Source organism: Comamonas thiooxydans (genome assembly GCF_000964545.1).
Classification (GTDB): domain Bacteria; phylum Pseudomonadota; class Gammaproteobacteria; order Burkholderiales; family Burkholderiaceae_C; genus Comamonas; species Comamonas thiooxydans.
The window spans coordinates 1-22,766 of sequence record NZ_BBVD01000001.1 but is presented as its reverse complement, the minus strand read 5'-3'; the positions used below and the strand labels follow the sequence as shown (position 1 = coordinate 22,766).

Sequence of the window (22,766 nt, the reverse complement as noted above, 5' to 3'; positions counted from 1 at the left end):
GGCATGCAGACGCATCACGCGCCCGTGCATGACGATGCTGTGTCGGATGCTCCGCGACAGGCATTCGATGCTTTGGGCAATCCGGTGGAAGTCACCTTCCCGCCGGATCTGCACGATACCTACCACCTGAGACTCAAGGCCTTGCTGCTGACGGTCTGGGTGGTATTTTCATTTGGCATCTGCTACTTTGCGCGCGATATCCAGGCGCTGGTGCCCGACTGGCCCGTGGCCTACTGGATGGCGGCCCAAGGGGCGGTCCTGATGTTCCTGCTCATCATCGTGGTCTATTGTGTGGCCATGGATTATTTCGAACGCCAGCAGGCGCGTGACGAGGCGCGCAAAGCGGCTGAGGCTCACGACGCCTCCTCTGCCACTTCCGATCTTCATGCCTGAGCGGCCAGTTCTGAGCCGTGCCTATCACTGGCGGCTGCATCGCATCCTGTTTCTCTATGTGCTGGGAACGGCAGGCTTTCTGCTGACCATGCTCTGGGCCGAGGAGCGCGGGCTCTCTCGCCACTGGATCGGGCCCATCTTCCTGTTCTCCACGGTGATGGTGTACGCGGCCATCGGCGTGTATTCGCGCACCAGCGATGCCGAGGAGTATTTCGTCGCCGGCCGGCGCATTCCGCCTTTCTACAACGGCATGGCGGCTGCTGCAGACTGGATGAGCGCAGCCTCCTTCATCAGCCTCTCCGGTGCGCTTTATCTGCAAGGCTTTTCGGGAACCGGCACGCAGCCCGGCGGACTGGCCTATGTCCTGGGATGGACGGGCGGGTTCTGTCTGGTCGGTATGCTGATTGCCCCCTATCTGCGGGCCATGAATCTCTATACCGTGCCGGATTTCTTTCAGGCGCGCTATGGCGGACGTTGGCCGCGCATCATTGCTGCGCTGGCGGCCATCACCTGTTCCTTCACCTATGTGGTGGCGCAGATCTATGGCGTGGGCCTGATTGCCGCGCGGCTGACCGGCGTGCAGTTCGAGATCGGCATCATGCTGGGGCTGGGCGGCGTGCTGCTGTGCTCGTTCCTCGGCGGCATGCGGGCGATCACCTGGACCCAGGTGGCACAATATGTGGTGATCCTGCTGGCCTTCATGCTGCCTGTCTCCTGGCTGGCCTACAAACAGCTGGGCAACCCCTGGGCGCAGCTGGCCTATAGCCAGCAACTGGGCAAGATCGGCGCCATGGAGCAGCAGTTGCTTTCCTCAGAGGCCGAGCAGTCGGTGCTGGAGGCCTATCGCACCCGCGCTCAGGTGCTGCAGGCCAAGCTGCGCGATGTGCCCAATGTGCTGGCGGCCGAACGCCAGGCACTGAGCGAGCATATCCGCGAGCTGCGCACCAGCAGTGGCAATATCGGCGCCATCATGGCCGCCAGCCGGGAGCTGGCCGCCATGCCCAAGGACGAGGCGGCGGCGCGCGAGCTCTGGAGCCGTGAATTGCACGAGGCCTATGAGCGGGCCAAGCCGCTGGGCGGCATGCCGCTGCAAAGCCAGCCTTTCGCGGGGGATCCGGATGGCTCGCCGGCCGAGCAGCAGGCCTATGAGGAAAGTCGGCGCAATTTTCTGGCACTGATGTTCTGCCTGATGGTCGGCACGGCCGGGCTGCCGCACTTGCTCACGCGCTATTTCACGGTTCCCTCGGTGTCTGCCGCACGTACCTCCGTGGCCTGGTCGCTGTTCTTCATCGGGTTGCTGTATCTGGGGGCGCCAGCCTTGGCCGTACTGGTGAAGTACGAGGTCATGAGCAATCTCGTTGGCACGCATTTCGATGCCTTGCCGAACTGGATAGCGCAGTGGTCAAGGGTGGACGCCTCGCTGCTGTCGGTGGAGGATATCAACGGCGATGGCATTTTGCAGTTTGCCGAAATCCGCATGGGGGCCGACCTCATCATGCTGGCCACTCCAGAACTAGGCGGCATGCCTTATGTGCTCTCGGGGCTGGTGGCTGCGGGCGGACTGGCGGCGGCCCTGTCCACGGCCGACGGCCTGCTGCTGACCATCAGCAATGCCCTGGTGCGGGATCTCTATTTCCAGGAGCGCCAGCGCCTGGATACGCGCAAGCGCCGTATCTCGCCTGAACAGCGCGTGATTCTTTCCAAATTCGCATTGCTGCTGGTGGCCCTGTCGGCGGCGTTTGTCGCGGCGCGTCGCTCTTCGGACATTCTTCCCATGGTCTCTGCCTCCTTTTCTTTGGCGGGCTCGGCTTTGGTTCCGGCCATGGTGCTGGGCATCTTCTGGCGTGGCACCACGCGTCGTGGCGCGGTGGCCGGCATGCTGCTGGGCCTGGCCGTGACGCTTTACTACATGGCCTCGCACGTTCCGGGTCTGCAAGGGGTGCTGCCGTCGATCCTCCGTGGCGAGGCACTCTGGTGGGGTATTCAGCCCATCTCGGCCGGAGTGTTTGGTGTGCCGGTGGGCTTGGCCACCACATTGCTCGTCAGCTGGTGGGAGCAGCGGCGGGCGAGAGTTTGAAAAACTCTTGATTGGATGGCCTTCAGCGATCTTTTGAATCAGGTTCAAGGCAGTTTTCTGCTGAATATCCGCCGCGAACTGATCTGGAGCATGCGCGGACCAGGCTTGCAGGAAAACCCGCTTTTCAGCTGCAGCCATAGCTGCCACCCTGCAGGGCGGAAAGCAATTCAATGCACAGAGGGCGGGGTCGATGTATCTAGTCAAAACACCCGAGGGCCAGCTGGCCTTCAAGGAGCGCCATGCCGATCTGAGCCAGCGGCTGCGCTCGGCCTTTTTGCTGTTTGACGGTCGTCGCAGTCTCATGCAGGTGCTGGAGGCGACCTCGGCGCTGGGGGTGAACAAGGACGATATTCTGGCGCTGGTCGGCAAGGGCTGGCTGGCCACAAGAGAGTCGTCCGTCGCGGCCGATGCAGCAGTACAGGCCCATGCATCTTCGCTCTCAAAGAGCAGTTCGGCATCGTTGGCAGCTGCTGACGTCGACCCTGGCAGCGCCCAGAGGCGTTACCAGAGAGCCTATCCGATAGCAGTGTCCATCACGGGGGCTCTGGGGCTCAAGGGCTTCAGGCTGAATCTGGCGGTGGAGGCGGCCATGGGTTATGAGCAACTGGCAGCGCTGGCTCCGCGCATACGTGATGCTGCGGGTGACAAGGCCTATATGTCGTTGCACAGGGCGCTGTTTGAGGCGGAAGAGACATAAGCACCATCTGTGCCGAGCCTCTCGCAAAGAAAAAAGCGGCCTCAGAGAGAGCCGCTTTTTTGATGAGCCAGCCTGTTTTTTAGACAGCCAGCAGTTCCACGTCAAACTTCAGCGTGGCGTTGGGCGGGATCACGCCACCGGCGCCGCGCGCACCATAGCCCAGGGCAGCGGGGATCAGCAGCGTGCGCTGGCCGCCCACCTTCATGCCTTGCACGCCTTCGTCCCAGCCCTTGATGACCATGCCGGCGCCCAGGGGAAAGACGAAAGGATCGTTGCGGTCCTTGCTGGAGTCGAACTTGGCGCCTTGCACGCCATTGTTGTAGAGCCAGCCGGTGTAGTGCACGGTCACGTTCTGACCGGCCTTGGCTTCGGCGCCTTCGCCCACGACGGTGTCTTCGTATTGCAGGCCGGAGGCAGTAGTGTTGAATGCCATGATGATTTCCTTTCAGCGCAAAGCAGAAAAAGGCGATGGAAAAAAGGGCCCGCCAAGCACGCTTGGGGCCCTTGGATGATAGTGGTGCACCCGCTTGCTGCCAGTCCCCCGGCCGCAACAGCGGCAAGGTTTACTTCTTGGCGCGCGCGGCAACCCAGCGGTTGGCAAAGGCTTGTACATCGGACAGGCGCTTGAGCAGATCCTGCCCGGTCAGGGTGACGGTGTAGCCGTCGCTGCCATGCTCGAGCAGGCCGCACTCGCGCAGCTCCTTGATACGGGTGTTCAAGGTGTTGGGGGTGATGCCGCCCACACTGTCTTGCAGCAGTCGGAAGGTCTGGGGATGACCATCCCGCAAAGCCCACAGCACGCGCAGCGCATAGCGGCATTCGAGCTTCTCGAACAGCTGGTTGATGGCGGCGTTTTCCTTGGAGCTCATGGACGCTTCTCCTTGCGCAATGATGTTGTCGAGCTGGGCGCACTAGGCGCTTTCAGTGCCATGTCCAATGGACTATAGCGGTTAATTTATTTTGCTACAAGTTTAGTAGCTTCAAATCTTCGACTGCAACGCCTTGAAGTGATAAAGGCCACAAACAGCGCGCAAGTGTTGCGGGTCAGCCACGAATCAGGGAGAAGACTCGCTTGCTTCAGGGTTTGTAGCAATAGGGGCAGGGCTGAAGCAGCCCTGGGGACAGGGTGGCGAGCCATGCCGGAAGTGTTAGTACTGGCTTAGGTGTTTCCGGGTGTAAAAATTGACTCTGACCATTGATTTGTCAGAGCAAGCAGCTATGGAAATCATAGTTCCTGCTTGTGTGCCGGCATTTGCTTGAGTTGCACCAGCACCTGCAGCAGACGGTTGATCGGCGTGGCAATGCTCAGGGCCTGACCGCGTCGCACCACATAGCCGTTGAGATGGTCGATTTCCGTGGTCTTGCCCCGCGCCAGATCCTGGGCCGTGGAAGAGAGCTGCCGGGGCATGGTGCGCGCTATGGCTGCTACAGCCTCGTCCACGGAGGCCGGCAGCAGCACGCCGTCGGCCAGAGCTACGGCCTTGCATTCGGCGGCAATATCCTGCATGACGGCGGGTACGCCCTGCTGCGCGATCAGCCAGCCATAGGGCTGCTGGGTGAGGGCGGAGAGTGCGTTGTACACGCAGTTGATGATGAGTTTTTGCCAGAGTGCGGTCAGCACGCCGTCCGAGGTCTGGGTGGGGATGTTTGCTGCGCTGAACTGGAGTGCAATCTCGTCACCCTGCGGACAGGGCGCGATGAGCAGCTCGCCCAGGCCGAAGTGACGCACATGGCCTGGGCTGGCCATGGCGGTGGCGACATAAACCACGGCAGCAGCCACCGGCTGCTGACCCAGTACCAGGCGCAGGCGCCGGTCGTTGTCCACACCGTTTTGCAAGCTCAGTACCTGGGTGTGCGCTGCCAGGTGGGGTTTGATCTGTGTAGCCGCTGCTTCGGTGTCGGTGGATTTCACGCAGAACAGCACCACATCGGCGCCTGCCACGGCACTGGCTTCGGTGCTGGTGGTGATGGGGATGTTCAGATCTTCTGTCGCCGTCTGCAGTCGCAGCCCGTGCTGGCTGATGGCCTGCATATGCGATGCTCTACCGATCAGCGTGACCGGGTGGCCGGCGCGTGCCAGCAGAGCACCAAAGTAGCAGCCCACCGAGCCCGCACCCATGACGGCAATGGACAGACGAGGGGAGGCGGCGGTGTGGTTGACCATGTTCATGCGGCTATCTCGCAAAGAGGCTCAGCTCTTGAGCTTGAGCAGATAGGTCATCAGCTGGGCAGTGGAGGTTTCGACCTCCAGAAATTCATGCAGTGCCTTGCCGGTTTGCCAGGAAGAGTTCCAATTATTGCTGACCAGGGCTTGCTTCCAGCTGTCCTGGTTGCTTGCATGGTCGATAGCGGCCAGCAGTTGCTGGGCGCGTTCTGCCGGCAGATTCTTGCCTGTAAAGACGGCACGCCAGTTGGACATTTCAGCATCCAGACCCTGGTCGCGCATGGAGGCAATGCCGAACATGGCACGGCGTGACGAAACACCGAGGGCGCGCAGTTTGCCCGCCTGCAAGGCTTCTCTGAACTCGCTGTAACCAGAGATTCCCACCTGCACCTGCTTTTGCAGCAGGGCCTGGAGCACATCGTTACCGCCGGCAAAGGGTTTGTATTGCAGTTGCTCCGCATTGGCCTTGGCCAGGCGGGCCAGCATGCCTGCGTACATATGGTCCACACCGCCTGCAGAGCCTCCGGCAATGGTCAGTGCCGGCAGGTTCTCGCGCATGGCCTTGGCCAGTGCCTTGGGGTTGGCAAGCGGCGAGTCGGTGGGCACGGCCACTACCAGATAGTCGCTGGTCAGGCGCGCAAGGGGCTGTACCTGCTGCAGCGCGGCCGAATTCTTGTTCAGCGCCAGGGCGCCGACCATGACCATGCCGCCGATCAGCAGGCAGTTGGGGTCGCTGCCATAGCGTTTGGTGTACTCGGCCAAGCCTATGGTGCCGCCCTTGCCGCCGATGTTTTCATAAACGACCTTGTCCACCGTGCCGCTGCTGGTCAGCGCGGTGCCCAGGGCGCGGCCGGTCTGGTCCCAGCCGCCGCCGGGGTTGGCGGGGATCACGATACGCAGCTGCGTGCCAAGGCGCTGAGGCGGATTGGCGATGGCAGCAAAAGGTGTAGACAGCAAGGCAGCGGAATAGCTTAGCCAGTGGCGACGTGTCAGGGCATTGTTCGCGTGGGGGGTATTCATGTCTGTCTCCGTTGTTATGTGTCTTTTGGTGGGTTTGGCCGCAAGCGAAGGCTTGCTGACCTGGGCTGCATGCGAAAAAGCCCCGACCTGGGGCAGGTCGGGGCTTTGAGTAGCAGGGAACCGGCGCGCCGGTTCCTCGGACTGACTTTACAGCGAGTCGATGAAGCTGCGCAGCTTGTCGGAGCGCGAGGGGTGCTTGAGCTTGCGCAGCGCCTTGGCTTCGATCTGACGGATGCGCTCGCGCGTCACGTCAAACTGCTTGCCGACTTCTTCCAGCGTATGGTCAGTGGACATTTCAATACCGAAGCGCATGCGCAGCACCTTGGCTTCGCGAGGCGTCAGGCCGTCGAGAATGTCCTTGACCACATCGCGCAGACCGGCCTGCATGGCGGCGTCGATAGGCGCCGTGTTGTTGCCGTCCTCGATGAAATCGCCCAGGTGGGAATCGTCGTCGTCGCCGATGGGGGTTTCCATCGAGATCGGCTCCTTGGCGATCTTCATGATCTTGCGGATCTTGTCCTCGGGGATCTCCATCTTGGCTGCCAGGATGGACGCATCGGGCTCGAAACCAAACTCTTGCAAGTGCTGGCGCGAGATGCGGTTCATCTTGTTGATGGTCTCGATCATGTGCACGGGGATACGGATCGTGCGGGCCTGGTCGGCGATGGAGCGCGTGATGGCCTGACGAATCCACCAGGTTGCATAGGTCGAGAACTTGTAGCCGCGACGATATTCGAACTTGTCCACGGCCTTCATCAGGCCGATATTGCCTTCCTGGATCAGATCCAGGAATTGCAGACCGCGGTTGGTGTACTTCTTGGCGATGGAGATCACGAGACGCAGGTTGGCCTCGATCATTTCCTTCTTGGCATCGCGGCTGGCGCGCTCGCCGCTGTTCATGCGCTTGTTGATGTGCTTGAGCTCTTCCAGAGGCACGACCACGCGGGCCTGCAGGTCGATCAGGTTCTGCTGCAGCTCCTGCACGGGCGGAATATTGCGCTCCAGCACGGCGCTGTAGTTCTTGCCTGCCGCCACTTGCTTGATGACCCAGTCCAGGTTCAGCAGGTTGGGCGGGAAGTCCTTGATGAACTGCTCCTGGGGCATGCCGCACTTGTCAACGATGATCTTGCGCAGCTCGCGTTCCTTCTTGCGCACGTCGTCCACCTGGGCGCGCACCAGATCGCAGAGCTTTTCAATCGTCTTGGCTGTGAAGCGAATGGTCATCAGCTCTTCGGTGATGGCCTTCTGCACCTTCATGTATGCCTCGGTGCCGTAGCCTTCCTTGTCATACACCTTGTGCATCTTGTCGAAGAGCTCACGCATGGAGTCAAAGCGACCCAGGGCTTCGTTCTTCAGCTCTTCGAGCTTCTTGGTCAGAGCCTTGGAGCCGCCCTTGCCGTCATCGTCGTCTTCTTCGTCGTATTCGTCGAAGTCTTCTTCGGCCACATAGTCGTCGTTCTCGTTGGCATTGACGAAGCCGTCCACCACGGTGGAGATGACAACCTTGCCTTCGCGGATTTCCTCGGCCATGTTGAGGATTTCGGCGATGGTCGCAGGGGAGGCCGAGATGGCTTCCATCATGTCCATCAGACCGCCTTCGATGCGCTTGGCGATTTCGATTTCGCCTTCGCGTGTCAGCAGTTCGACGGTACCCATTTCACGCATGTACATGCGCACGGGGTCGGTGGTGCGACCGAATTCTGAGTCCACGGTGGACAGAGCCGCTTCGGCCTCTTCTTCCGCTTCTTCTTCGGTGGTGGCCGACTGGCCGGTGTTGTTCAGCAGCAGGGTTTCCGCATCGGGAGTCTGCTCGTACACGGCCACGCCCATGTCGTTCAACATGGAGATCACGACTTCCAGCGTTTCGGCATCGACCAGCTTGTCGGGCAGGTGGTCGTTGATTTCGGCGTGGGTCAGGTAGCCGCGGGTCTTGCCCAGCTTGATCAGCATCTTCAGACGCTGACGGCGGGTGTTCATTTCCTCTTCGGTCAGAACAGTCTCGTCCAGGCCGAATTCCTTCATCAAGGCGCGTTCCTTCGCCTTGCTGATCTTCATGCGCAGAGGCTTGGCCTTTTCGGCAGGAGCAGCAGACGCTTCGGTTGATGCCTCCTCTTCGACTTCGCCTTCCAGATCGCTGTCGATATCCGACAGGTCTGCATCATCCATGTCCTCGTCGGCCTCCTTGGCCTTGGGCTTGCGACCGCGCTTGGCGGGAGCCTTGTCGGCATCGGCACTGGCAGCAGGGGCCTTGACGGCGGCTGCCTTCTTGGCAGCAGGGGCCTTTTTGGCGACAGTCTTCTTGGCGGCAGGAGCGGCAGCTGTGTCGTCGTCTTCTTCGGCCTTCTTGCGGCCGCGCTTGGGAGTTGCCTGCGCCAGCAGCGCATCGGCCATGGCTTTGAGTTCGGCTTGTGACTTGGTAACCACGGTGGTGTCTTTCTTTGCTTCGGCTGCAGATGCAGCACTCTTCTTCACAGCAGGCTTGCTGGCACTGGCCTTTTTCGCGGGCTCTGCTGCGGAAGTGGAAGTTTTAGAGGTCTTGGGCTTTGCTGAAGCTTCTGGGGCCTGCTTGGACTTCACGGACTTTGAAACGGGCATGAACACCTCTCACGGTACGAACACACACAAACACACAAAGGAAAACGGAAAATGCAAACAAACGCCATGAAAGCTGGCGCAAGAACAGGTCTAGCCTGTCCGGTGGAGCACAAAGACTCCATGGCAAGATGTTGGGGCGATCATTTGGTATGCAATCCTTGCGAGAAATGGGCCATGCAGTTGCTGCCATCACGTGATTTCTTCACGGTGCCCGGGTCGGAGGTGTTGCTGTCGCTCTTGCCTATATCCACTAAATTATACCTTTTTTAAAGATGTCAAGAGGTGGAGCTAATAATTACAGATAAATTTTTTCGCCGCTGTTGAAACTCAATGTAACGTCTTGCGGCTGTGGGGTCTGTAGCAATTTCCTTGAGAGCCTTGGCTTCTTCGCGCTTGAGGTGATCCACCAGGATCAGATTGAGCGTGCCGCGTAACTCCTTGCGCAACTCGTCCACTTCGCCTTCAGGGTTGGCATGGGCGCCGCTCATCAGCTTGTGGGCCAGCGGCTCGCAGGGTGAGCCTTGCAATTGCTCGCGCAGCACTGCCCAGGAGCGCGGCCCGGATTCGGTGAACTGGGCCTCCAGCCAACGGAACAAGGGGGCATGGCTTTGGTTGCAGCGAGCCAGGGCATCGAAATCCTCATGGGTCATCTCTTCCATGAACTCCATGTGACACATCAGCAGGCGTGCGGCCTGGTCTTCGCGGCTGACCGGCGTGGGGCGCGGGCCCAGTTGTGGCGGGTTCCAGTCCTCGCCCTTCTTGCCCCAGGGCTTGCGCTGGCGGCCGAATTCCTTGCGGCCCGACCAGTTGCCACCATCGCTGCCTCCGCTCTGGCTTGGGTAGGAGGGGCTGGGTGCACCTGCGTCAGTCCAGTCGGGAGCGCTTTCCCAGTTGCCCGCAGGAGCATCCCATTCCGGTGCCTGAGGGCCGGGGGGCGCAGGCGCGCGGCGGGCAATGGGGGCGGTGCGTGCCGCCTCCTGCGCCCAGATATCGGAGAGGTCGCGCGAGTCCAGCTGGGCCAGGGCTGCGATTTCGGAGAGCAACTGGCGCTTGAGCGCGCCGTCGGGCAGCAGCGACCACAGCGGCCGGGCGTTGCTGGCCATGTGGGCACGGCCTTCTGTCTGTCCCAGATCGCAGCCTTCGCTGGCCGATTCGATGAGAAAGCGGCTCAGTGGCGTTGCATCGCCTACATAGCGCGAGAAGGCCTCGGGGCCGAATTCGCGGATGAAGCTGTCGGGGTCGTGCTCCGAAGGCAGGAACAGGAATTTGATGGAGCGCGTGTCGGTTGCCAGCGGCAGGGCTGCATCCAGAGCCTTGCGCGCGGCGCGCCGGCCCGCGCCGTCGCCGTCGAAGCTGAAGACCACGGCATCGGTGAATCGAAACAGCTTTTGCACATGCTCGGGCGTGCAGGCCGTTCCAAGCGTGGCCACGGCATTGGCAAAGCCGAGCTGGGCCAGCGCCACCACGTCCATATAGCCTTCGGTGACCAGGGCGTAGCCCATGTCGCGCAGGGCCTGGCGGGCCTCGTAAAGGCCGTAGAGTTCGCGGCCCTTGTGGAAGACCGGGGTTTCGGGCGAGTTCAGGTACTTGGGCTTTTCATCGCCGAACACTCGCCCGCCAAAGCCTATGCACTCGCCTTTGACATTGCGAATCGGGAACATGAGCCGGTCGCGAAAGCGGTCGTAGCGGCGGCTGTCGTCCTCGCCGACGATGACCAGCCCGCATTCTTCGAGCTGCGGGTTGTCGTACTCGGCAAATACGCTGGCCAGACCATGCCAGCCTGCAGGGGCATAGCCCAGGCCAAAGCGCTTGGAAACTTCGCCGGAGACGCCGCGCTTTTTCAGATACTCGATGGCTTTCGGAGCTGCCTTGAGCTGCTTGCGATAGGACTCGCCGGCTTTTTCCAGCAGATCACTCAGTGTTTCCGCCTTTTGCTTTTGCTGAGCCTGGCGCTGGCGCTCGGCGGGACTGATGTCGTCCTGCGGCACTTGCAGACCGCATTGGTTGGCAAGCTCCTGCACGGCTTCGACAAAGCCCATGCCGGCATGCTCCATCAGAAAGCCGATGGCATTGCCATTCTTGCCGCAGCCAAAGCAGTGAAAGAACTGCTTGCTGGGGCTGACGGTGAAAGAGGGCGACTTCTCGCTATGGAACGGGCATAAGCCCATGAAGTTGGCGCCGCCCTTTTTGAGCTGTACATAGCGGCCCACGATGTCGACGACGTCGACGCGGGATAGCAACTCTTGGATAAATGATTGGGGAATGGCCACCCGCGTATTCTGCCTTTTTCGGCAATGGCCGAGGGCGCGGCAGGAATGGAGCAGGCGGGCAAAAAAAAAGCCTGCACCCATGGGTGCAGGCTCAGGTCTCCTGATGCCTGGGTCATTGCCAGGCTCTCCTCTAAAACGTCTCCTCCGCCACTCAGTCTTGAGGCTTGCGACCGGCTCCGTGCGGGCAGAGATGCCGGTCTTGCACTGCCAGTGCAGGCAGTCATGTACTCAAAACATGTGCGCATTCTAAAAGCGATTCGAAGTCCTGGTGATTGGTCTGTCAGATAAATGATGTCTTATAGATGACTTGCATGAGTTGGCCCTGCCTGGGGAATGAGGGGATTTTTCAATGGAATCCCATGTGGTTGATTTCAAATGAATTTATCGATTTTCAGAAGCTGTTGAAAGTACTGTTTCGCTGAATGACCTTTTGCATTGCTCTGGTTTATCTGCGCATGTCACATGCCACATACCGGTTTGCTGGCGCGGTGCGGCCATTTCGGGCGCAACTGCTTGATCACGATCACAACAGGCTTGCATGGCGCTCGGTTGTAAGCCTGGCGTGACGGATGCTGGAGTACAAAACGCTCAGGAGACAAACATGACAAGTTCTTTCGATCTGAACCTCGCCCCAAATACCGCCAACCATGCCGCGCTGACGCCGCTGAGCTTTATTGCCCGCACGGCCGAGGTCTACCCCGAGCGCCTGGCCATTGTTCACGGCGACTTGCGCCAGAGCTGGGCGCAAACCTATGCGCGCTGCCGTCAGCTGGCCAGCAGCCTGCAGAAAATCGGCATCGGCAAGAACGACACCGTGGCCGTAATGCTGCCCAATACGCCACCCATGGTGGAGGCGCACTTTGGTGTGCCCATGGCCGGTGCCGTGCTCAACACGCTCAATACCCGGCTCGATGCCGAGACCCTGGCATTCATGCTGGATCACGGCGAGGCCAAGGCCTTGATCGTGGACCCCGAGTTCGTGGCCTTGATGGCTAGGGCGCTCAAGCTGCGCCAGAGCACCGCGCCCATCTATGTGATTCAGGTCGAAGACCCGGTTTACGGCGAGGCGGCCGAGCAAATCGGTGCCACCGACTATGAGAGCTTTGTGGCCCAGGGCGATGCCGGTTTCGACTGGCAATGGCCCGGCGACGAATGGGATGCGATCGCGCTGAACTACACCAGCGGAACCACGGGCAACCCCAAGGGCGTGGTCTACCACCATCGCGGCGCGCACAACAATGCCATCAGCAATGTGCTGGAGTGGGACATGCCCAAGCACGCCGTCTATCTGTGGACGCTGCCCATGTTCCACTGCAACGGCTGGTGCTTCCCCTGGACGGTGGCCGCACGCGCGGCGGTCAATGTCTGCCTGCGCCGGGTGGATGCGCAGGCGATTTTTGACGCCATTCGCAACCATGGCGTGAGCCATTACTGCGGCGCGCCCATTGTGCATAGCCTGCTGGTGAATGCGCCGGCTGCCATGAAGCAGGGCGTGCCCGCAGGCGTCAAGGCCATGGTGGCAGGGGCCGCGCCGCCTGCATCAATGATCGAGGGCATGGAGGCCATGGGCTTTGACATCACCCATGTCTATGGCCTGACCGAAACCTATGGCCCAGCCACGGTCTGCGCCAAGCATGAGAGCTGGAATGCGCTCGATATCGGCGAGCGCGCCCGCCTGAACTCGCGCCAGGGCGTGCGCTACCACCTGCAGCGCTCTGCTGCCGTGCTGGACCCCGAAACCATGCAGCCCGTGCCGCGCGACGGCCAGACCATGGGCGAGATCATGTTTCAGGGCAATATCGCCATGAAGGGCTATCTCAAGAACCCGCAGGCGACGCAGGAAGCTTTCCGCGGCGGCTGGTTCCACAGCGGCGACCTGGCCGTGCAGCATCCCGACGGCTATATCCAGATCAAGGATCGCAGCAAGGACATCATCATCTCGGGAGGCGAGAACATCTCGTCCATCGAAGTGGAGGATGTGCTCTACCGCCACCCCGCCGTGCTGGCTGCTGCCGTGGTGGCCAAGCCCGATCCCAAATGGGGCGAGACGCCCTGCGCCTTCATCGAGCTCAAAGCCGGAGCCGAGACTACGGCCGAAGACATCATTGCCCACTGCAAAAAGCATCTGGCCGGCTACAAGGTGCCGCGCGCGGTGGTGTTTGGCGAGCTGCCCAAGACCAGCACGGGCAAGATCCAGAAGTTCGAGCTGCGCAAGCAAGTAGGCTCGGCTTCAGCTATCTCGGTTTGAGATCTGGCCGTAAACAAAGAAGCCCGGTGCTCCAACTCTGTGGGCAGCGGGCTTTTTCGTGTCTGTCAGTTCAGTAAATTTGATAGCTGCTAGCGCCTTCTATTCATAGAACTTGGATAGTTTTCAATCTGAAATCTATAAATAACCTGCGCAATAAGCTCTGAATGAGATAGCGGCAACTGGTTGGTGCGTCACGCCAGCTCGGGCGGCATGCGCTGCCAGCCTTCGGGCGTCACACGCAGCACCTCGGCGCGACGCGTATCGGCATCGATATGCCAGTCGCTGAGCACGATGCGCCACTGCTGCCTGCCCAGTGCGTGATCGGCGGGCTGATGAGTGTGGCCGTGAATCAGCCAGGGCGCTTGCGCGGCCTGCATCCAGGTGGCACTCATCTGCGCGTCGGCATCCGCGTAGGGTGCGCCGCTTTGCTTGCGTTGCTCGCTTTCGCTGCGTGCCGATCTGCCGATCGCGCGGCGCACGGCCAGGGGCTGGGCCAGCAGTTGCTGTTGCCAGGCGCCGGAGCGCGAAACAGCGCGGAATTGCTGGTAATCCACATCGTCAAGGCACAGCGCATCGCCATGGCTGAGCAGGATGCTGGTGCCAGCCCACCGCAGCACCGTGGGGTCGGAAAGGCCGGTCATGCCGCTTCGGCGCAGAAATTCGTCACCGGCCAGAAAGTCGCGGTTGCCGACCATGAAGAACAGCGGGCGCTGCTGCGCCGCCTCGCGTAGCACGGCAGCGCATTCGGCCTCGAAGCTGCCGAGCTCATCGAGTGCATCGTCACCCACCCAGACTTCAAACAGATCGCCGAGGATAAAGATGGCGTCGGCCGTGCTGCGCGCCATATAGCTGCGCCAGGCTTCAGCCGTCTGCGGCTCCGAAGGCTGCAGGTGCAGATCGGAAATGAAATCAAGCGTGCGCCAGTGGGGCTCAGCCTGGAGCTGCGCGACTTGAGGAGCGGCAGTGCGTGGATCAGAAGATTCAGCCATGAATGAAAAGTGCGCAGCCTGAAAACAATAACGGCCTCACAAAGAGACGGCAAGCAAGGGCCGCCCCGCAGCGAGGCCGTCGTCCCCCTCCGCGAAGCAGAGAGGGGGAAGGCGCGTTAGCGCCTCAGGGGGAGATTACAGGGCCACGGCCTTGTCGATCACCACGGCGTCGAAAGGCACGTCGTCGTGGAAGCCCTTGCGAGTGGTGCGCACCTTCTTGATGGCGTCCACGACTTCTTCACCCTTGACCACCTTGCCGAACACGGCATAGCCCCAGCCCTGGCCGGTGGGAGCGGTGTGGTTCAGGAAGCCGTTGTCCACGGTGTTGATGAAGAACTGGGCGGTTGCGCTGTGAGGATCGCTGGTGCGAGCCATGGCAATCGTGTACTTGTCGTTCTTCAGGCCGTTCTTGGCTTCGTTCTCGATGGGAGCAGCGGTTTCCTTCTGCTTCATGTCGGCTGCGAAACCGCCGCCCTGGATCATGAAGTTCTTGATCACGCGGTGGAAGATGGTGCCGTTGTAGAAGCCCTGGTTCACGTAGTTCAGGAAGTTCTCGGTGGACTTGGGCGCGTTCACGGCGTCCAGTTCCAGCGTGATCACGCCCTGGGTTGCGGTGTCAGCCACGTTGATGGTCACGTGCAGTTCGACTTGGGGATTGCTCATGTCTGTGCTTTCTAGAGGATGGAGTAAAGAGGCGGGCGCGGCCCGGCAGGTGCAGCGCCGCCGGGGCGTTTACTTGATTTCGGTGGCGGAGAGGATTGTTACCGGCGTCGTGGGCACATTCTGGTGCATGCCACGGTTGCCCGTAGCCACGGCGCGGATTTTGTCCACCACATCCATGCCCTTGACGACCTTGCCGAAGACGGTATAGCCATGGCCGTCGGGCTTGGGGGCATTGAGCATGTCGTTGTTCACCACATTGATGAAGAACTGTGAGGTGGCGGAATTGGGGTTGCCGGTGCGCGCCATGGCAATCGTGCCGCGGTCGTTCTTGAGGCCGTTGCTGGCTTCCAGCGGAATCGGGGCGCGTGTGGGCTTCTCGTTCAGATTGGCGTCCATGCCGCCGCCCTGGATCATGAAGCCGTCGATGACGCGGTGGAACACCGTGCCGTCATAGTGCTTGTCACGCACATATTGCAGAAAATTGGCGGCGCTCTTGGGGGCCTTGGCATCGTTGAGCTCGACCACGATATCGCCCATGCTGGTCTTGAGCTGCACCTTGGATTGCGCCTGGGCCAGGCCGGGGGTGGCAAAAACAGTGGCTGTCAGCGCAATCGCGGACAGGGCCTTGAGGCTGTTTCGACGGAAATTCAGCATGGTCATATTCCTGGGTAAGTGGGCCTTGGGGCAGGGCCGCAGGGATGGCGGCTGCGAAAAACAGGCTTGAGGCAGCTGAGGGCGCCGGCCTGCTTCACAAGAGGGAGAAGGGCGGCGATGGCAAAAAACGGGTTCAGCGCTGTGCAGGCTGGGCCGGGGCAGGCGTTGCGAGAGAGGCTGCAGGCTGCAGCAAGTCCTTGAGCTGCTTGAGCTTGGGGTTCAGGGCTGCTGGGCGGCCGCCCTTGGCCAGGGACTGCGCATAGGACTGATAGGCCAGGCGGGCATAGATATCGCCCAGGTTCTCGTGCGCCACGGCATAGTTCGGATTGTTGCGCACGGCGGCTTCGAGCGCGGCGCGGGCGCGATCCAGGTCACCCTGGCGTGCATAGATCACGGCCAGGTTGTTATAGGGCTCGGGCAGCTCGGGATAGTCCTCGGTCAGCTGGCGAAACGCTGCAATCGCGTCCTCGGTCTTGCCGTCATTGCTCAGTGCGATGCCGCGCAGAAAACGCATCTGCGGGTCGCGTGAATTCTTGGCCAGATAGGTGTCTGCTTTTTGCAGCGCCTGCTGTGTCTTGCCGCTCTTGAGCAACTGGGCAACATCCGTGTAATCGTCGGCGTAGGCGCTACCTGCAGCGAGCAAGGCAGCCAGGGCTGCCGCACGCGCTGCGGTACTGAACAAGTTGCGTACAGGCATGTAGGTGCTTTCATGGCGCCGCAAAACTGCGCTGCGGCGGGAGCTTATACTGCGGGGAATTGTAGCTGAGGGGTGTGCGGCGCTTAGGCGTCTGGCCGGACCGGGATGTGTCTGGATGCTAGTGCGCATTTTTCAGCCTCAGGGAATGGCAGGCATGGTTTATGCATCGCAGGCATGACCAGTGCTGCTGCTCGCCACCCTCTCTCCCTATTTCAAGATTCATGAGTTTGCGTATCTACAACACGCTGTCGCGTGCACTGGAATCGTTTTCGCCGCTTGAGCCGGGCCATGTGCGTATGTACGTCTGTGGCATGACGGTCTATGACCTCTGCCACCTGGGCCATGCACGCTCCATGGTGGCTTTCGACGTGGTGCAGCGCTGGCTGCGCGCCAGCGGCTACAAGGTGACCTATGTGCGCAACATCACCGACATCGATGACAAGATCATCAAGCGCGCGGTGGAAAACGGCGAGACCATACGCAGCCTGACCGACCGCATGATCGATGCGCTGCACCAGGACGCGGATGCGCTGGGCATCGAGCGCCCCACGCTGGAGCCGCGCGCCACCGAGTATGTGCCGCAGATGCTGAGCATGATTGCCCGCTTGCAGGGCAAGGGCCTGGCCTATCAGGCCGGCAACGGCGATGTGAACTACGCCGTGCGCAAGTTTCCAGGCTACGGCAAGCTCTCGGGCAAGTCGCTGGACGAGCTCAACGCCGGCGAGCGTGTGGCCGTGGCCGACGGCAAGCACGATCCGCTGGACTTTGTGCTGTGGAAGTCGGCCAAGGTGGACGAGCCCGCCGACGTGAAGTGGGCCAGCCCCTTTGGCGAAGGTCGCCCCGGCTGGCATATCGAGTGCTCGGCCATGGGTTGCGAGCTGCTGGGAGAGAGCTTCGACATCCATGGCGGCGGTGCGGATCTGCAGTTCCCTCACCACGAGAACGAGATTGCCCAGAGCGAAGGTGCGACTGGCAAGCCGTTCGCACGGACCTGGATGCACAACGGCTTCATCAACGTGGATAACGAGAAGATGTCCAAGTCGCTGGGCAACTTCTTCACCATCCGTGACGTGCTCAAGGAGTACGACGCCGAGACCATCCGTTTCTTCGTCGTGCGCAGTCACTACCGCAGCCCGCTGAACTATTCCAATGTGCATCTCGATGATGCGCGCGGTGCGCTCAAGCGCCTCTATACCGCGCTGGACCTGGTGACGCCTGCCGAGGTGCAGATCGACTGGAGCAATCCCTATGCCGCTCGCTTCAAGGCGGCGATGGACGAAGACTTCGGTACGCCCGAGGCCGTGGCCGTGCTCTTCGAGCTGGCCGCCGAGGTCAACCGCAGCAAGTCGCCCGAAGTGGCTGGCTTGCTCAAGGCCCTGGGGGCCTGCCTGGGCCTGCTGCAGGCCGAGCCGCAAAAGTTTCTGCAGGCTGGTGCCGAAGGGGTGGATGCGGCAGCGATCGAGGCGCAGATTGCCGCACGCGCAGAGGCCAAGGCTGCCAAGAACTGGGCCGAGGCCGACCGCATCCGCAAGGAGTTGCTCGATCAGGGCATCGTCCTCAAGGACTCGGCTGCGGGCACGACCTGGGAAGCGGCCGCCAAGGGCTGAGGCTGCATGCAATATTCCATCAACTGTGTGAGCAGTGCGGAGAGTCGTGCATGAGTGCGGCCAAGCATCTGGACACCATGGAGTTTGAACAGCTGCCGCTGGTGGCTGATCTGCCCGTGCCCATGGGGCCGGCTGCGCCTTTGCCTGTAGCGCCTTTGGGGGCCGCAGCCATTGCTCAGCCTGCGGGTACATCTGCAAAGCAGGCAGTTGCGTCCAAAGCGGCCGCTCCAAAGATCCATCTGGATTTGCCTGATGGTGTGCCCGCCTATTGGGCTGAGGCCTGTCGTCAGCTCATGCGCCGCGATCGTGTGCTCAAGCGCCTGATTCCGCAACTCGGCAGCCAGGCACTGTTGCCTTGCGGGCAGGAGCAGGCCTTTGCCACGTTGGCCCGGTCCATCATCGGGCAGCAGATTTCGGCGAAGTCCGCCAAGACCTTGTGGAACAAGTTCGCCAGGCTGCCTGCTGCCATGCAGCCCGAGCAGGTGCTCAGGCTCAAGGTGGACGATATGCGTGCGGTGGGGTTGTCGGCCCGCAAGGTGGACTATCTGGTCGATCTGGCTCTGCACTTCACCGAGAACCGTCTGCACATGGATGAATGGGCTCAGATGAGCGATGAAGTCATCATTGCCGAGCTGATGTCCATACGCGGTCTCAGCCGCTGGACGGCCGAGAATTTTCTGATTTACTGTCTGGGGCGGCCCAATGTGCTGCCTCTGGACGATGCCGGTTTGATACAGGGCATCTCTCTCAATCATTTTTCGGGCGATCCTGTCAGTCGCAGCGATGCCCGTGAAGTTGCCGAGGCTTGGAAACCGTGGTGTACGGTTGCAACTTGGTATATTTGGCGCTCGCTCGAGGCGCAGCCTGTGGCTTGATGACATCTGTCCACTGGCCGATTGCAAGGATTGCAACAGGCTGGCACAAGGAGAAATACGTTGGCGAAAAAGAACTTTCTGGATTTTGAGCAGCCCATTGCCGAACTCGAATCCAAAATCGAAGAACTGCGCTATGTGCAGACTGAAAGCGCAGTAGATATCTCGGAAGAGATCGATCAGCTCAGCAAGAAAAGCCTGCAGCTGACCAAGGACATCTACAGCGACCTGACCCCCTGGCAGATCACCAAGATCGCACGCCATACCGAGCGCCCCTATACGCTCGACTATGTGCGCGAGTGCTTTACCGACTTTGTCGAAATGCACGGCGACCGCCACTTTGCGGATGACCAGTCCATCATCGGCGGCCTGGCGCGCTTCAATGGTCAGCCCTGCATGGTGATCGGTCATCAAAAGGGGCGCGATACCAAGGAGCGTACGCTGCGCAACTTCGGCATGACGCGTCCCGAGGGGTATCGCAAGGCCTTGCGTCTGATGAAGACGGCCGAGAAGTTCAAGCTGCCTGTGTTCACTTTCGTGGACACGCCCGGCGCCTTCCCCGGCATCGATGCCGAGGAGCGTGGCCAGTCCGAAGCCATCGGTCGCAACATCTACGAAATGGCCCAGCTGCAGACCCCCATCATCACCACCATCATCGGTGAAGGTGGCTCGGGCGGTGCGCTGGCCATTGCCGTGGCAGACCAGGTGCTGATGCTGCAGTACTCCGTGTACTCGGTGATCAGTCCCGAAGGCTGCGCTTCCATTCTGTGGAAGACCGGCGAAAAGGCCCAGGAAGCAGCAGACGCCATGGGCATCACTGCTCACCGCCTCAAGGCGCTGGGTCTGGTGGACAAGATCGTCAACGAGCCTGTGGGTGGTGCTCACCGCGATCACAAGCAAATGGGTGCCTTCCTCAAGCGTGCGCTGGGCGATGCCTATCGCCAGCTGACCGATCTCAAGCCCAAGGAGCTGCAGGATCGTCGCTACGACCGCATTCAGAGCTATGGTAAGTTTGCCGACACCAAGGCCGACAACCGCTGATCCAGCGGGCTTGATGCCGCTTGCGCACAATGGCTCCTTCGGGAGCCATTTGTTTTTTGTCGAGAGTTTATGAGCGAAATACGCCTTAATTCCTTGCTGGGTAGGCGTTGGCTGCTATTGAATTTGAAAGAAGGGGTCTGTTGTTCATGCAAGCCCAGTCAGATGCTGACTTGTTGGCGGCTTCGGCCGGCCGGGTGGATGCCGCAGTGGCTGCATTCAATCCAGCGCTGCCGCTGGTTGTGGCCTTCAGCGGCGGAGCCGATTCGTCAGCTCTGCTGCTGGCCTGCCATGCGCGCTGGCCAGGGCAGGTGCGGGCGATTCATGTGCACCATGGTTTGCAGGCTGCAGCTGATGAATTTCAGCGGCACTGCGAGCAGCTGTGCGCCCGGCACGGCATTGCCCTCAAGGTCTGCGCCATCAATGCGCGCAATGTGCAGGGACAAAGCCCCGAAGATGCGGCGCGGCAGGGGCGTTATGCGGCCTTGATTCAGGAGGCCCGGCAGCCTTGGCTCGATGCGCAGGGTGCTGCACTGGATGCGGTGCGCTCCATGGCGCTGGCCCAGCATGCCGACGATCAGGTCGAGACCTTGCTGCTGGCGCTCTCGCGCGGTGCCGGTGTGGCCGGTCTGGCGGCCATGCCTGGGCATTGGCAAAGAGCAGGGCTGGAATGGTTCAGGCCCTTGCTGGAGGTGCCGGGGCAGGCGCTGCGCGACTGGTTGCGGCTCAGGAATTTGAGCTGGGTCGAGGATCCGACGAATGCAGATCCGGGCTACACGCGCAATCGCATCCGGGCTCAGTTGCTGCCGGTGCTGGAGCAGGTCTTTCCGCAGTTTCGCAGCACGTTTGCACGCAGCAGCGCCCATTGCGCCCAAGCGTCGCAGTTGCTGGACCAGCAGGCGGCGGCAGATCTGCAGTTGGTGGGGGTGCCGCCCGCCATCAAGGCGCTGCAGAGTTTGAGTGAGCTGCGTATGGGTAATGTCCTGCGTTATTGGTTGCGCACCGAGCATGGCACCACGCCGACGGCGGCACAGCTTGCGCAGCTCATGGCACAGCTCGGCGTTTGCACTACGCGAGGGCACCGCATCCACATCAAGGTGGGGCGAGGTTTTGTAGAGCGCCAGGGGGCAAGTCTCGGTTGGTACAATTCCTAGGTTTTGGTTTTTTTACCTGTACGAAAACCGCCGGCGCGCCAAAACCTTTGTGATCTGCGCCGTGGCTGCTGTTTCGTCACCCTTTAGTATCCAATGGCACTGATCGTTCATAAATACGGCGGCACCTCGATGGGCTCGACAGAGCGCATCCGCAACGTCGCCAAGCGTGTGGCCAAATGGGCTCGGGCAGGTCACCAGTTGGTGGTTGTGCCCAGCGCCATGAGTGGCGAAACCAACCGTTTGCTGGGTCTGGCCAGCGAACTGGCTCCCAGCCACGCCAAGAGTTCGTACTATCGTGAGCTTGATATGCTGGCCGCCACTGGCGAGCAGGCATCCTCGGCGCTGCTGGCCATTGCGCTGCAGGCCGAAGGCATGGAATCGGTCAGCTATGCGGGCTGGCAAGTGCCCGTGCGCACCGATAGCAGCTACACCAAGGCTCGCATCGAGTCCATCGACGACAAGCGCGTGCGCGCCGACCTCGAGGCGGGTCGTGTCGTGATCGTGACCGGCTTCCAGGGTATCGATCCCGAAGGCAATATCACCACGCTGGGGCGTGGCGGCTCCGATACTTCGGCCGTGGCCGTGGCTGCCGCCCTGAAGGCGGCCGAATGCCTGATCTATACCGATGTGGATGGCGTCTACACCACCGATCCCCGTGTGGTGCCTGCTGCCAAGCGCCTGGGTACGGTGAGCTTTGAGGAAATGCTGGAAATGGCCAGCCTGGGCTCCAAGGTGCTGCAAATCCGTTCCGTGGAGTTTGCAGGCAAGTACAAGGTGCCCATGCGCGTGCTGTCGAGCTTCACGCCCTGGGATATCGATCTGGAAGAAGAAGCCAAGTCCGGCACGCTGATTACTTTTGAGGAAGACGAAAAAATGGAAAAGGCTGTCGTATCCGGCATCGCTTTCAACCGTGGCGAGGCCAAGATCTCCGTGCTGGGCGTGCCTGATACCCCTGGCGTGGCTGCTGCCATCCTGGGTCCCGTGGCTGATGCCAACATCGAAGTCGATGTGATCATCCAGAACATCTCCAAGGACGGCAAGACCGACTTCAGCTTCACCGTGAGCCAGGGCGACTACCAGCGTGCCATGGAGCTGCTGCGTGAAAGCGTTGTTCCTGCGCTGGGTGCTTCCGAAGTGGTGGGCAATCCCAATATCGCTAAGGTCAGCATCGTTGGTATCGGCATGCGCAGCCATGTGGGCGTGGCCTCCACCATGTTCCGTGCTCTGAGCAAGGAAGGCGTGAACATCCAGATGATCTCGACTTCCGAGATCAAGACTTCGGTCGTGATCGACGAGAAGTACCTGGAGCTAGCCGTGCGTTCCCTGCACACCGCCTTCGGTTTGGACAAAAGCGAATAATTTTCGCAACTTTCCAAAAACGAACAAAAAAGCTGTTTACAATAGCGTCATTCCGGAAACGTGACCGAGTGGCCGAAGGTGCTCCCCTGCTAAGGGAGTATGGGGTGTAGAGCCTCATCGAGGGTTCGAATCCCTCCGTTTCCGCCAAATCAAAGAAAAAGCCGTAAGGCTTTTTCTTTTTGTCAAGGCCCTCTGGGTCTTGACAAAAAGTTTCAAACTTTGATTTGAGTCTGGTGAAAACAGGCTACAATGCAAGGCTTCGCTGATCA

The 22,766-nt window shown here is 60.8% G+C and carries 19 protein-coding genes and 1 tRNA gene; 10 read left to right on the top strand and 10 right to left on the bottom strand.

Features of this window, described 5'->3' with window-relative positions:
- The first annotated feature begins 3 nt into the window (after positions 1 to 3).
- From Cth01_RS00100 to Cth01_RS00090, 3 genes are all read left to right on the top strand, one after another.
- A complete protein-coding gene (locus Cth01_RS00100; protein ID WP_034378961.1) occupies positions 4 to 393 on the top strand; it encodes a DUF4212 domain-containing protein in 390 nt (129 codons plus the stop codon).
- Positions 386 to 2,470 (top strand): VC_2705 family sodium/solute symporter, encoded by a 2,085-nt coding sequence (locus tag Cth01_RS00095; protein WP_045838273.1) that lies wholly within the window; start codon positions 386 to 388, stop codon positions 2,468 to 2,470. The genes Cth01_RS00100 and Cth01_RS00095 overlap by 8 nt, the downstream gene beginning before the upstream one ends.
- A 190-nt stretch (positions 2,471 to 2,660) precedes the next feature.
- Entirely contained in the window at positions 2,661 to 3,167 is a 507-nt protein-coding gene (locus tag Cth01_RS00090; RefSeq protein ID WP_034360021.1) for a hypothetical protein, read from the top strand.
- Positions 3,168 to 3,246: 79 nt separating this feature from the next.
- On the opposite strand, the gene Cth01_RS00085 is transcribed toward Cth01_RS00090, so the two are convergent.
- The 6 genes from Cth01_RS00085 to dnaG all read right to left on the bottom strand — a co-directional run bounded on the left by Cth01_RS00085 (position 3,247) and on the right by dnaG (position 11,216).
- Positions 3,247 to 3,600, bottom strand: coding sequence for an FKBP-type peptidyl-prolyl cis-trans isomerase (locus tag Cth01_RS00085; protein WP_003070674.1), 354 nt, complete (start codon positions 3,598 to 3,600; stop codon positions 3,247 to 3,249).
- Positions 3,601 to 3,730: 130 nt separating this feature from the next.
- Positions 3,731 to 4,036, bottom strand: coding sequence for a winged helix-turn-helix transcriptional regulator (locus tag Cth01_RS00080; RefSeq protein WP_003057624.1), 306 nt, complete (start codon positions 4,034 to 4,036; stop codon positions 3,731 to 3,733).
- 356 nt (positions 4,037 to 4,392) lie between these two features.
- Positions 4,393 to 5,337, bottom strand: a complete 945-nt coding sequence (locus Cth01_RS00075; protein WP_045838272.1) for a ketopantoate reductase family protein — start codon at positions 5,335 to 5,337, stop codon at positions 4,393 to 4,395.
- A 21-nt stretch (positions 5,338 to 5,358) separates the two neighbouring features.
- A complete protein-coding gene (locus Cth01_RS00070; protein ID WP_034392105.1) occupies positions 5,359 to 6,351 on the bottom strand; it encodes a Bug family tripartite tricarboxylate transporter substrate binding protein in 993 nt (330 codons plus the stop codon).
- Positions 6,352 to 6,498: 147 nt separating this feature from the next.
- Positions 6,499 to 8,946, bottom strand: a complete 2,448-nt coding sequence (rpoD, locus tag Cth01_RS00065; RefSeq protein ID WP_003076272.1) for an RNA polymerase sigma factor RpoD — start codon at positions 8,944 to 8,946, stop codon at positions 6,499 to 6,501.
- Between the two features lie 275 nt (positions 8,947 to 9,221).
- Positions 9,222 to 11,216, bottom strand: a complete 1,995-nt coding sequence (gene dnaG / locus Cth01_RS00060) for a DNA primase (RefSeq protein ID WP_034392107.1) — start codon at positions 11,214 to 11,216, stop codon at positions 9,222 to 9,224.
- A gap of 601 nt (positions 11,217 to 11,817) precedes the next feature.
- Here dnaG and Cth01_RS00055 point away from each other — a divergent pair.
- Positions 11,818 to 13,464, top strand: a complete 1,647-nt coding sequence (locus Cth01_RS00055) for an acyl-CoA synthetase (protein WP_045838271.1) — start codon at positions 11,818 to 11,820, stop codon at positions 13,462 to 13,464.
- A 191-nt stretch (positions 13,465 to 13,655) separates the two neighbouring features.
- Here Cth01_RS00055 and Cth01_RS00050 read toward each other — a convergent pair whose 3' ends face one another.
- The 4 genes from Cth01_RS00050 to Cth01_RS00035 form a co-directional block, all read right to left on the bottom strand.
- Entirely contained in the window at positions 13,656 to 14,453 is a 798-nt protein-coding gene (locus Cth01_RS00050; RefSeq protein ID WP_045838270.1) for a UDP-2,3-diacylglucosamine diphosphatase, read from the bottom strand.
- Between the two features lie 135 nt (positions 14,454 to 14,588).
- On the bottom strand, positions 14,589 to 15,116 hold the full coding sequence (locus Cth01_RS00045; RefSeq protein ID WP_034360031.1) for a peptidylprolyl isomerase: 528 nt from the start codon (positions 15,114 to 15,116) through the stop codon (positions 14,589 to 14,591).
- Positions 15,117 to 15,185: 69 nt separating this feature from the next.
- Positions 15,186 to 15,770, bottom strand: a complete 585-nt coding sequence (locus Cth01_RS00040) for a peptidylprolyl isomerase (protein WP_034360075.1) — start codon at positions 15,768 to 15,770, stop codon at positions 15,186 to 15,188.
- Between the two features lie 133 nt (positions 15,771 to 15,903).
- Complete coding sequence (locus Cth01_RS00035; RefSeq protein WP_003070694.1) at positions 15,904 to 16,467, bottom strand: tetratricopeptide repeat protein; 564 nt, start codon at positions 16,465 to 16,467, stop codon at positions 15,904 to 15,906.
- A gap of 221 nt (positions 16,468 to 16,688) precedes the next feature.
- Here Cth01_RS00035 and cysS point away from each other — a divergent pair, with 221 nt between their 5' ends.
- From cysS to Cth01_RS00005, 6 genes are all read left to right on the top strand, one after another.
- The gene (gene cysS, locus Cth01_RS00030; RefSeq protein ID WP_045838269.1) at positions 16,689 to 18,074 is read left to right on the top strand and encodes a cysteine--tRNA ligase; all 1,386 of its coding nucleotides are present in this window, start codon (positions 16,689 to 16,691) and stop codon (positions 18,072 to 18,074) included.
- Positions 18,075 to 18,124: 50 nt separating this feature from the next.
- Positions 18,125 to 18,949, top strand: a complete 825-nt coding sequence (locus tag Cth01_RS00025) for a DNA-3-methyladenine glycosylase family protein (RefSeq protein ID WP_034360037.1) — start codon at positions 18,125 to 18,127, stop codon at positions 18,947 to 18,949.
- A gap of 60 nt (positions 18,950 to 19,009) precedes the next feature.
- Positions 19,010 to 19,987, top strand: coding sequence for an acetyl-CoA carboxylase carboxyltransferase subunit alpha (locus tag Cth01_RS00020; RefSeq protein WP_003057594.1), 978 nt, complete (start codon positions 19,010 to 19,012; stop codon positions 19,985 to 19,987).
- 140 nt (positions 19,988 to 20,127) lie between these two features.
- A complete protein-coding gene (gene tilS, locus Cth01_RS00015) occupies positions 20,128 to 21,138 on the top strand; it encodes a tRNA lysidine(34) synthetase TilS (RefSeq protein ID WP_082085616.1) in 1,011 nt (336 codons plus the stop codon).
- A 93-nt stretch (positions 21,139 to 21,231) separates the two neighbouring features.
- Positions 21,232 to 22,497, top strand: coding sequence for an aspartate kinase (locus Cth01_RS00010; RefSeq protein ID WP_003057587.1), 1,266 nt, complete (start codon positions 21,232 to 21,234; stop codon positions 22,495 to 22,497).
- A 54-nt stretch (positions 22,498 to 22,551) separates the two neighbouring features.
- Positions 22,552 to 22,644, top strand: a tRNA-Ser gene (locus Cth01_RS00005).
- Positions 22,645 to 22,766: the final 122 nt, after the last annotated feature.